This window comes from Paenibacillus sp. SAFN-117 (genome assembly GCF_051966115.1).
In the GTDB taxonomy this organism is placed as follows: Bacteria; Bacillota; Bacilli; order Paenibacillales; family NBRC-103111; genus Paenibacillus_L; species Paenibacillus_L residui.
The window spans coordinates 52,334-65,813 of the sequence record NZ_JBQCLK010000011.1 but is presented as its reverse complement, the minus strand read 5'-3'; the positions used below and the strand labels follow the sequence as shown (position 1 = coordinate 65,813).

Below are 13,480 nucleotides of genomic sequence, written 5' to 3'. Positions count from 1 at the left end.
CTAATTTATGCCGATTCCCAAACTTAAATTATCTTTTCTTTGTTTACTGGGCGGCATGGTTTATAATGTAGTCGTAACTATTAATCATTATTAGAATAGGAGGTACCTATGGATAAGGTTCGATTTGGCATTGTCGGCATCGGGAATATGGGATCTTCCCATGCGAAGTATTTAGCCCAAGGAACCGTACAGGGAGCGAAGCTGACCGCTATTTGTGATAACAGACCGGAACGGCTGACCTGGGCCAAGGAAAATTTGGGCGAAGAGGTCCGTCTGTTTGACAATGTAGAGGCTATGTATGCTTCCGGAGAAATTGACGCCGTCCTGATTGCGACTCCGCATTATGATCACCCGACGCTGGCGATTCAGGCATTTCAGCATGGGCTTCATGTGCTGTGCGAGAAGCCGGCAGGGGTTTATACCAAGCAGGTTCGCGAGATGAACGAGGCGGCAGGGAAGACCGATAAAATTTTCGGGATGATGTATAATCAGAGAACGAATCCGCTCTATCAGAAGCTGAGAGACTTGGTTACTTCCGGCGAGCTGGGCGAAATCCGCCGTACGAATTGGATTATTACCAATTGGTATCGCCCGCAGAGCTACTACGATTCCGGCGGTTGGAGAGCAACTTGGGCCGGGGAAGGCGGCGGAGTGCTGCTGAACCAGGATCCGCACCAGCTCGATTTGTGGCAGTGGACGGTCGACATGATGCCGGTTCGGGTAAGGGCCTTCTGTGCCTTCGGCAAATACCACAATATCGAGGTAGAGGACGATGTGACGGCTTATGTGGAGTACGATAACGGAGCTACAGGCCTGTTCGTAACAACTACAGGCGAAGCGCCGGGAACGAATCGTTATGAAGTAACGGGAGATCGCGGCAAAATCGTTATTGAAGACGGCACTATGACCTTCTGGAGATTACGGGTATCGGAACGCCAGTTCAATGCGGAATATAAAGGCGGCTTCGGACAGCCGGAATGCTGGAAATGCGAAATTCCGATCGTCGGCAGAGAAACCGGGCATAGCGGCATCACCCAGAACTTTACCGATGCCATTCTGAAAGGAACGCCACTGTTAGCCCCCGGAGTCGAAGGAATTAAAGGATTAACGCTATCCAACGCAATGCATTTGTCCTCCTGGCTTGACGATTGGGTTCAACTGCCCATTGACGAAGACTTGTACTACGAGAAGCTGCAGGAGAAGATCCGCAACTCTAAATTTGTCAAGGTTACGAAAGAAATGACTATGAACACCGACGGAACTTATTGATTCCCAATTATAGTTAGTCTTCGCTTAAAGGGGCATTACGGCGATATGCCGTTATGGTTGCTTCCTTTTCTCATCAATGTTAACGTGTGCAATAAAATCGATTGTCCATTTTTTCATTTATCAGACCGATTCCTAATAGGAACCGGTTCTTTTTTTTGACAAAAGAAAAAGGAGCAATTTGCATTAATAGATTGGGATTCTCACTGAATGGATGGCAAATGAAAAAGGCGTCCGCGGACGCCTCTTACCGTAAGTTATTGTCTATAAGACGATTGACCGTAATAACGGGAACCCGCCTGCTGAGTGCTGTACGGCTGGTTCACCTGATTGATGCTGTGCATCACTTGTTCCAGCTCATTGCAAATTTGTTCAATGTGCTGCATTTGCTGCATTGCGGTATGGTGTCCTTGCAGTGCTGTTTGAATCATCTGCACCGCTTGCCGTTCTTTCTGGGCAATTTGCTCCAATTCTACAGCATTTTGCTGCTCCTGCTGAAGGAGCTGCTGATACATCATGCTGGCTTGCTCGGTTTGATGCATCATTTGACGAACGGTTTGACGACAATGGTTAAGCTGCTGGCCCGCTTGGAACGATTGCATGTAAGAAGCCTCCTAATAATATGATTGGTCCTTAGCTTGGTTAATTAACGATAACCGTTTGTATTATGGAGTGGAGCCCGTCAAAGTATACTGGTAAACGATGCCTGAGCCTTAAAAGCGGAACCCCGCAAGGTGTGGATCAGCTTCACTTATTGGACGGCTCTTCAGCGGTGTGCTTCTTGCCGTTAAAAAGCGTCTCCGTTAACGACATTAATTTCTCGGCTATTTTTCCGTAACCCAAGCCTGCCAGGAAAGCAACGCCGATTCTGGCTTTTTCGTCCGGCGATACCAGAATGGGGAGAATACCGCTCTCCAGCAAAAGAATGACAAAAACAGCCGTGCCTGCACAGAGTAGAGGGCGGGAAAAATACCATAGAAACCATTGCATAGTCGATTGACAGCTATGAAATTGATGCAGCATCCTCACAGCATATAAAGTTCCTCCGTTCGCGCCGGCCCAGGCATAGATCAAATAGCTCCGGATTTCGGGAAGGCTGAGTCCCAGCCATTGCCCCTGCGGCGCTTTATTCCCCATCCAATAGAGCAGCCCGTACAAGCTGCCGGCAAACCATAGCAGAAGATAGACGAATAAGATGAGCTTCCATTTGCACCCCGTTTGAACCATCTTGTCCAACCCCCTCTTGCTATCATATTTATGATAGAGAACAAGCATTGGAATGGGGCTAGTGTCCAGCCGCAAAAAAATTAGCACACTGTAAAATGGCATGGGGGATGATCAACGTCACAGCGCCGTAAAGCGGGTCGGGAGAGTTCCGCTTTGAGCAAGAAAAAGAAGCAGCATAAAATCGGCAGGAAATTCGAATGCTAAGATTGCGTCATTATCCATTTCTCCAAAGAAAAGGGGGAAAGCAAAATGAATAAAAGCAATCGCGGAGGACGATGGCTGAAGGGGCCGATTATTCTTGCCGGCTGCCTGTGTTTATTGGCGGCTTGCTCGAGTTACCAGCAAAGTCATGGATTCAACGGATATCGGGGCAGGGAATTCAAGCAGGAGATCATGCAGGAGAATATCCGTAAACGACAAACTCCACGCATGAATGAATTAAGAAGAGCCCAGGGGGAAAGATCGGGAACCGGGCTGATTTCGCCTCATACCAATACGAGAATGGAATGGAGTCCTTATCTGGACGAACAAATTGCAGCTATGGACGAGGTCGATAACGCTAAGTCCGTCGTTACCGATAGATATGTCTATGTCTCTGTAGAGCTTAAGGAAGAGGCCAAGCGGATGGATGCGGGAACGGCGGATGGAGGAAGCGGTATGCTGAATCAGAGGGAAGAACCGTACCGTGAGCAGGTCGGCCCGGAGATACGCAGCGGAATTGCGGGCAACGGACATGACCTGGATACGAGAAGCTCCGGCTTTTCCAGAACAGGGAACCTGACCGCACACCCGCATGGCGAGCTTCATTCTTCCAGCTCGGACGCAGATTTATCCAATATGCCGGTAGCCGTTAAACAAAAAATTGTCCAACGGGTGAAAGAGCTCAGCAGTCCTTCTCTTCATCATGTATTTGTATCGGCGAACGATGAATTTCGGGCGCAGCTCATCAAGCTTCAGGAGATGGAACAACAGCAGGGACAGACCAAGGACCAAATTGTGCCCGCCCTGAATTCTTTAGCTACTCGGTTCTTTCCGGACACGGAAGGGACGGGATCTTACGGTGGCAGTTCCAGTGGCGGTAAAATCGGCCGCCCGATTACAGGCAGTGACGGAATGTACAGTCCCAGCACAGGAGTCAGACAAAGATAGCTTTGAGCGAGAGCATCCCCGCTTCATGGGTGAAGGGGATGTTCTTTTCTTGCCCGGCTTTCGTTCTAGGATTAAACCTGAACCTGCAATCATGCTATACTACTAATTGCAGAATGTTAACTTTCCTGGCATGACTGGCAGGCGGAACCGTTCATACACGACCGAAAATATAAAGCGGGGAGACTTATGACAGACAATCTAAATGACGACAATCTATATCGGCTAGCCGTTGAGTTGATCCATAATGAAACACTCCTCCAAGCCACATTGAGCAATAAACGGAGGAAGGAGCCGCAGCATGCGGATAAAGTGAAGATGAAGCCGGTTATTCTCAAGGGAGAGCGGAAATACCAATTCACATATCAGGTCGGACCGAAGGTCATACATGAAAACCGGAATGCGGATCAAGCGGCAGACCATCTAGCGCAGCTTCTTCGTGAACAGTTCAAGCAAGGCTTGTGGCAAACAGCAGAGGCGGACTATCAAATTTTGGTGAATAAAAAAGGCAAGGCCGCTATTCTTAAAAAGCCGGCTACCAAACAGACGATAGAATTATCTCATAACCGGAAGAAAAAATATTTGTTGGAGGAAGGAACGCCCGTTCCTTATCTGGTTGAGCTGGGTGTGATGAATGCCCAAGGGAAGGTTCTTGCGGCGAAATACGACAAATTCCGGCAAATCAACCGCTTCCTCGAATTGGTGGATGATGTTGTCAGTGAGCTGCCCCGCAACCGGCCTATAACGGTTATTGATTTCGGCTGCGGCAAATCTTATTTGACCTTTGCCATGTATCATTATTTAACCTACATAAAGAAATTAAATGTACGTGCCATCGGTCTTGATCTTAAGGAAGATGTCATTGCGCACTGCTCGGCTCTGGCGGCTAAGCTGCAGTATACGAACTTAAATTTCTATGTCGGCGATATCAGTCAATATAACGATATTAATGAAGTGGATATGGTCGTCACCCTTCACGCCTGTGATACGGCGACCGATGCCGCTTTGGACAAAGCTGTCCGTTGGGGAGCCCGGGTCATCCTGTCCGTGCCCTGCTGTCAGCACGAGCTGTTTAAGCAATTGGATAACCCGGTGCTGGCTCCCATGCTGGAGCATGGGATCATTAAGGAGAGGCTGTCGGCTCTGGCCACCGATTCCGTAAGAGCCAGACTGTTGGAGCTGGTTGGCTACAAATCGCAAATTGTAGAGTTCATCGATTTGGAGCATACCCCCAAGAACCTGCTGATTCGGGCGGTGCGGCAGGCTGTCTCCGAAGAGAGTCTCCGGAAGCTCGCAGCGGAGTATAAGCAATTCAAGCAGTTCCTGCATATTGATCCTTACCTGGAAAGAGCCTTGCAGGATCGTCTGCAGGGCCTCCTATAGGCGAAGGCCGGAGCAAGCTCCGGCCTTTATGTGCTTCCACGTCTTTTTGGAGAAAACCGCGGAGTGCCCTATTCTAGAGCAATAATGCACGTCTTTTTGGAGAAAAGCCGCCACATACCTGATTCTAGAGCAATAATGCACGTCTTTGGAGCGATTTTTGCGAAATGGCCCCATTTTGTGAAAAAGACCTGCACATTTGAGCGTCTTTCGCCTTCTTTTTGGAAAAAGGCACGATTTTAATGTATTTCTGCTCGTCTTTGCGATGTCTTTACTGACCCGGATGCGACGTATAGCTTTCCCTCAGGGCTCCGATAGGAGTTTTTCTCATAGTATAAGTTTTCGTCTATACCTGTTCTTATATTTCATCGGTAAACGCACCTGTTCTAAGGACGGCATAGCTGTTTATCCTCATAGTATTCCTTCGTCGTTTGCTTTTTTGGCTGCCTGCATCCGATCACGAACATCCATCTTGGAATAGATGCTGGAAATATAGTTCTTCACGGTGCCCTCGGACAAAAATAGCTTGACGGCAATTTCCCGGTTATTCAGGCCTGCGGAAATCAACTGAAGCACCTCCAGCTCCCGTTCACTAAGCCCGTAAGAGAGCTTGGGCAATTCTTGCGGCGCTGGCTGCAGTTGGGCGCTATGGCTTCCGTGTGAATCGGTGGCTGAGCTGTTTCTGCCTGCTTCGGCGGATTCGCCGTTTTTGATCTCTTTCACCAGCATTTTTGCAATATCCTGCGGAATGAGCGTTCCCCCGCTATGCACCCATTTGATGCCCGAGACCAGCTCCTTCGGATGAATGGCCTTAAGCAAATATCCTTCCGCTCCCGCATCCAGCGCCTGAACGACATAATCGATTTCCTGGAACGTAGTGAGGATGATAACCCGGATATCCGGCCACTGCTTCTTAATCTGCCGGGTAGCTTCCACTCCGTCCATCTCCGGCATATGAATGTCCATCAATACGGTGTTGGGCTGCTTGCTGGAGCACAGGTCCACAGCTATCCTGCCATTCTCGGCGAGCCCGACGACTTCGATCTCCGGATCCATGTCCAGTACGATATGGAGACTCTCGCGGATTAAATCCTGATCGTCAACCAGAAGTAACCGAATCTCTTTCATCTATGGTTCCCCCTTGTGATTTGATACCGGCCCGCGAATACGGGATAGTGCAGGTGACGGTCGTCCCCAGCCCTTTATGAGAGTGGATCTGCAAATTCCCCCTCCAGGCGGCGAGCCTTTCCTTCATGCCGTTCAGACCGAACCCCGTATGGATTTTGTCCGAGCCGAGGCCGTCATCCTTCACCTTCAAGGAAATTTGTTCATGGAGATAATTGATTTCAATGAGCACGGATGCAGCTTGTCCGTGCCTCTTGGCATTCGTAAGAGCTTCCTGTAAGCAGCGGATAATGGTCAGCTTCAGCTGCTGGGGGAATTCCCCTTCCTCCCCGGACGTATCTACTCTGACCGAGGTTCCGGTATGAACCGCGAATTCGTTGGCCAATCTGGAAATTTGCTGAGTCAACGGCGCGTTATCTTCCAGTGGAGCAATCTGGTGGATACTCTTGCGGACTTCGTCCAATCCGTTGCGCGTAACCTCCCGCAGCACCTCCAGCTTGGCCTTGGCTTTGTTCGGATCCAGCTCGATCAAATAGGATACGGCATCCATCCCCATAATGACAGAGGTGAACGTATGGCCTACCGTATCGTGAAGCTCCCTGGCCAAGCGGTTGCGTTCCTCCAGCAGGGTCAGGTTTTCCACCTGGCGGGCATACTGCTCCAAGGCTTTGTTTTGCTGGCGGATGAGATCGTATTGCTTAACGTTCTCTCCATACAACTGCTTCATTCTCAGGTGGGAGGTCAAGATTCTTTGAATCCCCAATCCCATCACAAAGCTTACTCCATAGGAAGTGAAAATTTGGAGAATAGCCAGCAGCCCGGGCTGATCCATCAACCAAATCGATATAGAAGGGTGAATGACGAGAAAGCAGGGCACTGTCCACCAAATATTCAACCGGTTAGAGAGAAATCCGACGATAATGAGCGGATAGGAGAGCAGGTCAATCATTTCCAGCTTATTGAAGTATAAATAATGCTGAAATCCCCCTACTGTCAGAAGAACGGTTAGGGGAAACCCCAGCATATGCACATAACCCGGTCTCCAGAAGAGAAGCGGGAGCATAAACAGGGTGAACAGCAGCGATGCATACTCCCAGGGCCGAAGCGTCGACATACTGCCCTTATCGAACATGAAGCATGTAGTGATACTGCCGATCACCCATACAGCGTAAAATCCGAGCATAATCCATTCGGACCAGTGCCATCTTCTGCGTTGAACCATTTCCTGAGCCATAAGCTGAACCACCCGAAGAACCGTTATTTCCTTTATTGTACTCGAAAAATAACGGTGGCCATAGTGATTCCGGTCACAAATCGTTTTCCTCCGTCATATGACTTTCGTGGCCAAAGAAATGCCGGGGGTTACCCGGCTTCCGCCCTTTTCTTCTCTTTGACGACACTGAACAAGGCTAGTATCAGGCAGGCTCCGTAGCCAATGGCACAGAAGAACCTAATCCAGGGGGAGATATAGGAGATGGTCATACCGAGTATTAGTAACAGCATAGAGGAGAGAATCGAAATATTGGTCACTCTGATCCAATAACCAAGCGGCTTCGGAGGCTTGCCCGACCGGTTATTCCGCTGGTCCGCGGTTGACGATTTGGATTGGGATGCCGTCTGTGGAATCGGAACCGACGGATGCCGCTTCGCAAGAAAAAACAGCAGCAAGAACAACAGAGGCTGCACGACAATGACGTAGGCTGGATACGAGTAAAAGGTGAACCGGCCAAGCTCGACAAAATTAGTGAAGGTTATCAGTATGGTCAGCAGCAGAAACCATCCAGTCGAAAGAGAGAGCAGAGTCGGGTCGTTCTTGGAGGTAAAGGCGCTGATCCCGGTAATAAAAGCAGTAAAGGAGACCACGACGTTAATGATCGCTGCCGGGAAATAGATGCTGAAGGCAAATACATCTACCCGGTCCATGAAGTCCGTAATGTTGATCTGGGCGACCAAAGAGTATATCGGAAAATTCAATCGGGCCAAAATATCGGCCCCAAAGACGGCAATAGCTGTTGCAATAACGATGGTTAACGAAAAAGCCGACAGGATGACACCCAAACGGAAGCCGGTCAGCAGATGCTTCGCGTTCTGGACCGTATGGAGAAAAGCTCCAAAAACAATCAGATCCCCGAAGCGAATGGAATTTAAAATGCTCCCCAGCGCCAATTGTGCGGGGGTTTGGGTAAATACCGGCTCCCATTGGCTGACTTGAATTTCATTAACCAATAGAAGCGGAAAAAAGAGAATGATCACGAAGGCGAAAGGAAATACGATTTCATTCACCCTCGAGATGACCTCTATACTCGATTTTCCGTAATAAACCATGACCAAAATGAACAGCATGATCAAGATTTCCGGCGGTGTCTTCTGCAGGAGCGTAGCCCGCAAAAACATCGTCGTTGCGAAGGAATCCCGGGCAAAGATGAACCAGATGTTAAGCAGCACCAGGATGTTGATTATGCCGCCGCCCCATTTCCCGGCCACAATGAAGCTGATTTCGAACAGATTCTTGCCGGGAAATTTCTTGGACAGCGAATAGAAGAAATAACAAACTATGAAGGAGAGCAGCAGCGACAACGAATAGGTGAAAATAGCATCGTGGCCGGTGCTGCGCGCCAACTGCTGGGGATCGACAATGATCCCGGCCGTAATAATGGAGGAAGCGATAATTAAGGCCAGTTGGCGGCTGCTAATGACCTGACGTGACATAGTAAATTCCTCCTGTCCAGGCTTTGACCCAATAATATACCGTATTGTTCATTAGCGATACGGGAGTAGGAGGTCTATACTGCATAAATAAGGCGAAGAACAGCAGAAGGGTTAGCGTATTTATGGTAACGAATATAGCCATCATTGATTTCGATTTTGATTGTTTGATTTTACGGAAATCGATGGCGATCCAAATCAGAAAACCGATTATGAACAAAACTTGAAAAATCGGATCCATAGATTTACCCTCCTCTCACAATATTTTCGGAGATCAATCCGAACTCGCTGATGTCCGCCTTCACTTTGACGTCAAACTCCGCTTCCTTAAGTAATTCTCTCCAATTCGGCTCTAGCTTTTTCCATGTTATCGGATCTTTGCGGAACAGCTTCAATCCGAGTTCCGCGGAATCCGCCCCCGATTTCTGAATTAACCGGATCGTATCCATCACCTGAAGCCGTATATTGTCGGCAGCGTGTTTCTTCACCTTCTCCATGACCAGCCGGTTCGTCAAATCTTCCTTCGATTTATTCTCGTTCAATCGCAACCTGGCATCTATACGGATATCGAATCGGAGACGGCCGTCCTGCTCCACGATAGGCTCTATTTTGGCATTGGAACGAATAACGGTAAAAATAAGGTTCTCCGGTTTGTTCAAATTAACGACGACGGTGATCGGCCGAATGTTGTTTTTCAACCAGGATAATCCCATGGCGGATTCCCGCGCCATCACGTCTACCATTCGGTCCTCCAGAAATTGGGCGTACCCGAGCAGTTCAATTTCCTCGGTTCCCTTGCTGTCCTTTTCCTTCAGCTTCTTTACTCCCATATATGGGAGGACCGCATCGCTCCCATAATGGCTTAAGGACATGGCGGTATTCTTTACGTTAGTCGGCACGATTTCTCCCTGCTTAACCATTTCCCGGATGGCTTCGCCGGAGAACCTCTCCAGCTTGGGCTGGGATTTCATCAGGCTTTCTGCCGTCCCCTTGGCCACAATCATGTAGGAGGAAAGCCGGTTCTCCGGTCTTCTGGCAACGATATCGAAGACGTCCTCTATCCCGCTCCTCGCCATCTCTTCTCCTATAATGAGAACCCGGTAATGACCGAATTTCAGTCTGCGTGACATCCGGTCCTGTAGCTGGGCATAAGCTTGAACAAAAGTAGGGGCAATTTCCGAATCGATATAGTCGGCTCTGCCGCTACCGCCCGTGCCTCCCCCGCCGCCTTGAGTGCCTCCTAATTGGGAAGCCAACGGAATCTCTAGACTCACCCGTATGTTTCCATCCTTCTCCTTATCCACCGCAATGGCCAGTACGATGGCAATATCATTAATTTCAATGCGGTCCCAGCAACCGGTCAACAGGAGAGATATAGACAAGACCAGTGCCAGGAGCTTTCTCCGGTTAAGGGTTCGGATCATCATCGGAAGCTCCCTCCTGATCATTTTTCTGATGGGGGTGCGAAATGTTCTTCCCCTTTAAGCCATTATCCCGCTTAATAGTCTCGGGCAATTCTTGGCCGATTCGGATTTGATCCTGAGCCCCTACGAAGCTGGGACGGGTGGTAAGCTCCCATTGCGGCGCACGGATCAGAACGTCCTTGAGATCAGACCACTTGGTCGGGCCTAAAGGAGATAAGTAGGGGACGCCGAAGGAACGCAAATTGGCCATATGTCCGAGGACGATCATTATGCCGAACAGGATGCCGAAGATTCCGAAGATGGAGGCCAGAATCAGCATCGGAAAGCGCAGCATGCGGATAGCGATAGCCCCGTTGAATTGAGGAATCGTGAACGATGCAATTCCCGTAATCGACACTACGATAACCATAGGGGCGGAGACGATTCCGGCTTCGACCGCCGCCTGCCCGATCACGATAGCCCCAAGGATACCGACGGCGGAACCGACCGATTTGGGCAGGCGGACACCGGCTTCCCTCAAGGCCTCGAAGATGACCTCCATAATGAAGGCCTCGACAACCGCGGGAAACGGAATGGCTTCTCGGGATGCGGCTATACTGAGCAGCAGGGAGGTCGGGATCATATCCGGATGAAAAGTCGTAATCGCAACATATAGTGCCGGTGTAAACATCGACGCAAAAAGAAATAAATAGCGGAGCCAGCGAATTAAGGTTGAAATCTGGAACCGTTCGTAATAATCCTCCGCCGTCTGCATCAACTGCATGAATATGGTCGGAAGAATCAGGGCGAAGGGGGTACCGTCCACCATGATTGCTATCCTTCCCTGCAGCAGGGCGCTGGCCAGCACATCGGGCCTTTCCGTATACTGCATCTGCGGGAATGGAGAATAGGCGCTGTCCTGGATCATTTCTTCGATGTAGCCGGACTCCAGTATGCCGTCTAAATCGATTTTTTCCATCCTTTGCATGACTTCATCGATCAATGCCGGGTCCGTTAATCCGTCGATATAGGAGACAATTACGTTCGTATTGGTATGCTGTCCTAACACCAGGGGCTTCATTTTTAACCGCGGTGATTTGATCTTGCGCCGCACGAGAGCCGTATTCGTCCGCAGGTTTTCGATGAAGCCTTCGCGCGGCCCGCGAATGGTGATTTCGGTGTTTGGTTCCGAGACAGACCGGGTGTCCGGCCCCCGGATACCAAGCAGAATCGCTTGATCATTGTCTTCTACGAAGATTCCGGTATCCCCGCCCAGAACGGCGATCAGAAACTCGCCGTAATTGTCTTCCGTCGAAATCTGTGAAACCGGAAGCGTCGTAGCGACGATTCGTTCGATTTCCGACTCATTGCCCTCCATAACCATTAGAGACCGGAGAGCGTCATCCAGTACATCGGAGATGACCAGACCGTCGACAAAGACGGCAAGGGCTTGAATGTTTTTCTCGATGACAAAAGGACGGATGACCACATCCGAGCAATCGACGAACAGCTCCTTCATTAACCTTTTATTCTCTTCCAAAGAGGGGAGAATGCTCTTCTTTTTCAGGTCGTTGAGGAAATGATAATCGAGAATGTCTTCTATGGGCGATTTTTTATTTTGACGGTTTTTTGGGTACACTGGATAACCACCTAGCATTAAACTTCTTAGTTGTCGAGGTGAAGCTGTGATTTGGTTAGGCGTTCTGCTGCTTGTCATTTATCTCCAGGCCATCGTCATGGCGAGTCTGGAGTACCGCCATCCGGCCAAAGCCGTGGCATGGCTGCTGGTTCTGTTTATTTTCCCCATTGTTGGCTTTATTATGTATTATTTTATCTCCAGACGATTCTCTCACCGGCGCCATTTGCCCGTCCGGGGTACCAGCCACTTGGAGGCGGCAGCTTATGAAGGAATTACAGGAACCGAGGAGCCTGCCTCCGGGGCAGCGGGGAACTTGGAAGGGAACATAAAGGATAAGGACGGTTGTTACCTCGAGCATGGCGGTACTGCAAACCGCAAACCGGCCGCCGCAGGGGATCAGCAATTGGACAGGCTGCTGTGGTCGGTTCCCGGGCCCGGAATGACTTGTCATAATGAAGTCACCGTATTAACTAATGCTGAAGAAGCTTATAAAGCGATATTGGAAGCTATCGGAATGGCGGAAGATCATATCCATCTGGACTATTACACCATTCGCAACGACGGGATTGGCCGAAGGTTCAAGGAAGCCTTGATCGCGAAAGCGAGGCAGGGGATTGAGGTGCGGGTCATCTATGATGGAATCGGCAGCTACGAACTGGATGAGGCTTACCTCGGGGAGTTGCGGGCGGCCGGAGTAGAGACGAAATGCTTTCTTCCCGCACTCATTGCTTTCCTTGACAAAAGAATTAACTACCGGAATCATCGCAAGATTGTTGTAGTGGACGGCAAGGTTGGTTTCCTGGGGGGCATTAATATCGGAGATGAATATTTGGGCGGCAATCCGAAGCTTGGATTCTGGCGGGATACGCATCTTCGTATCAGTGGAGAGGCAGTCCTTTCTTTACAGGGGACATTTCTAAAGGACTGGGAATACGTAAGCGGCATTCGGATTAAGGACGAGCGGTATTTTCCTCCGCAAAGCTCAGAATCGAGCCAGCGGGTGCAAATTGTCAGCGGCGGGCCGGACGCGGAGGAAGATTCTATTCTGGCGGTCACTTTCGCAGCTATCGGGGGGGCCAAGGAACGGATTTATATTGCGACTCCTTACTTTATTCCGAATGCCGGTATCATTCAGGCGCTTAAGGTCGCTGCTCTAAGCGGAGTCGATGTCAGAATCATCCTTCCCGGAATTCCGGATACCCGGATCGTCTATTGGGCGTCTTTATCCTATGCCAAAGAATTGCTTGGGGCAGGGGTGAAGTTCTATCAATATCAGAAAGGGTTTATGCATGCGAAAGTCATCCTCGTCGACGATCGGCTGGCCTCGGTCGGAACGGCCAATATGGATTTGCGCAGCTTCTACAAAAACTTTGAACTAAACGCGATCATATTCGATCGATCGACGGTTCACAGGCTCGAGCGGGATTTCCTGCAAGATCTGAAGGATAGCAAGGAACTGAGGCCCGAGCATTATGCCCGCCGGTTTGGTCTTCATTCATTCAAGGAAATCTTGGCACGACTGCTGTCCCCATTATTTTGAAGAGCCGCCGGATCCCCGGGATAGCTTGACAAGAGCAAGGAGTAGACT

The 13,480-nt window shown here is 49.7% G+C and carries 12 protein-coding genes; 4 read left to right on the top strand and 8 right to left on the bottom strand.

Features of this window, described 5'->3' with window-relative positions; all coding sequences use genetic code 11:
* Positions 1–108: 108 nt before the first annotated feature.
* On the top strand, positions 109–1,269 hold the full coding sequence (locus ACTHRH_RS09295) for a Gfo/Idh/MocA family protein (protein WP_379288002.1): 1,161 nt from the start codon (positions 109–111) through the stop codon (positions 1,267–1,269).
* Positions 1,270–1,523: 254 nt separating this feature from the next.
* Here ACTHRH_RS09295 and ACTHRH_RS09290 read toward each other — a convergent pair whose 3' ends face one another.
* Both ACTHRH_RS09290 and ACTHRH_RS09285 read right to left on the bottom strand, forming a co-directional pair.
* Positions 1,524–1,868 (bottom strand): hypothetical protein, encoded by a 345-nt coding sequence (locus ACTHRH_RS09290; RefSeq protein WP_144934661.1) that lies wholly within the window; start codon positions 1,866–1,868, stop codon positions 1,524–1,526.
* Between the two features lie 145 nt (positions 1,869–2,013).
* Positions 2,014–2,493, bottom strand: a complete 480-nt coding sequence (locus ACTHRH_RS09285) for a hypothetical protein (protein ID WP_440415218.1) — start codon at positions 2,491–2,493, stop codon at positions 2,014–2,016.
* Between the two features lie 249 nt (positions 2,494–2,742).
* Between ACTHRH_RS09285 and ACTHRH_RS09280 the strand changes: the two genes are divergently transcribed.
* The gene (locus ACTHRH_RS09280) at positions 2,743–3,642 is read left to right on the top strand and encodes a hypothetical protein (RefSeq protein WP_144934654.1); all 900 of its coding nucleotides are present in this window, start codon (positions 2,743–2,745) and stop codon (positions 3,640–3,642) included.
* A 186-nt stretch (positions 3,643–3,828) separates the two neighbouring features.
* The gene (locus ACTHRH_RS09275; protein WP_440415216.1) at positions 3,829–5,022 is read left to right on the top strand and encodes a class I SAM-dependent methyltransferase; all 1,194 of its coding nucleotides are present in this window, start codon (positions 3,829–3,831) and stop codon (positions 5,020–5,022) included.
* Between the two features lie 408 nt (positions 5,023–5,430).
* Here the strand turns inward: ACTHRH_RS09275 and ACTHRH_RS09270 are convergent, their stop codons facing one another.
* The 6 genes from ACTHRH_RS09270 to ACTHRH_RS09245 form a co-directional block, all read right to left on the bottom strand.
* Complete coding sequence (locus ACTHRH_RS09270) at positions 5,431–6,147, bottom strand: response regulator transcription factor (protein ID WP_440415214.1); 717 nt, start codon at positions 6,145–6,147, stop codon at positions 5,431–5,433.
* Complete coding sequence (locus tag ACTHRH_RS09265) at positions 6,119–7,378, bottom strand: sensor histidine kinase (protein ID WP_144934644.1); 1,260 nt, start codon at positions 7,376–7,378, stop codon at positions 6,119–6,121. The genes ACTHRH_RS09270 and ACTHRH_RS09265 overlap by 29 nt, the downstream gene beginning before the upstream one ends.
* A gap of 128 nt (positions 7,379–7,506) precedes the next feature.
* Positions 7,507–8,853, bottom strand: a complete 1,347-nt coding sequence (locus ACTHRH_RS09260) for a GerAB/ArcD/ProY family transporter (protein ID WP_440415211.1) — start codon at positions 8,851–8,853, stop codon at positions 7,507–7,509.
* Entirely contained in the window at positions 8,834–9,091 is a 258-nt protein-coding gene (locus ACTHRH_RS09255) for a hypothetical protein (protein ID WP_144934639.1), read from the bottom strand. Before ACTHRH_RS09255 ends, ACTHRH_RS09260 begins: the two co-directional genes overlap by 20 nt.
* Before the next feature lie 4 nt (positions 9,092–9,095).
* Complete coding sequence (locus ACTHRH_RS09250) at positions 9,096–10,277, bottom strand: Ger(x)C family spore germination protein (RefSeq protein WP_186328282.1); 1,182 nt, start codon at positions 10,275–10,277, stop codon at positions 9,096–9,098.
* The gene (locus ACTHRH_RS09245) at positions 10,258–11,772 is read right to left on the bottom strand and encodes a spore germination protein (RefSeq protein WP_225312799.1); all 1,515 of its coding nucleotides are present in this window, start codon (positions 11,770–11,772) and stop codon (positions 10,258–10,260) included. Before ACTHRH_RS09245 ends, ACTHRH_RS09250 begins: the two co-directional genes overlap by 20 nt.
* A gap of 166 nt (positions 11,773–11,938) precedes the next feature.
* Here ACTHRH_RS09245 and cls point away from each other — a divergent pair, with 166 nt between their 5' ends.
* Positions 11,939–13,432 carry a cardiolipin synthase gene (gene cls / locus ACTHRH_RS09240; RefSeq protein WP_379287992.1) on the top strand — a complete coding sequence of 498 codons (1,494 nt, stop codon included), beginning with the start codon at positions 11,939–11,941 and terminating at the stop codon, positions 13,430–13,432.
* The last annotated feature ends 48 nt before the right edge of the window (positions 13,433–13,480 follow it).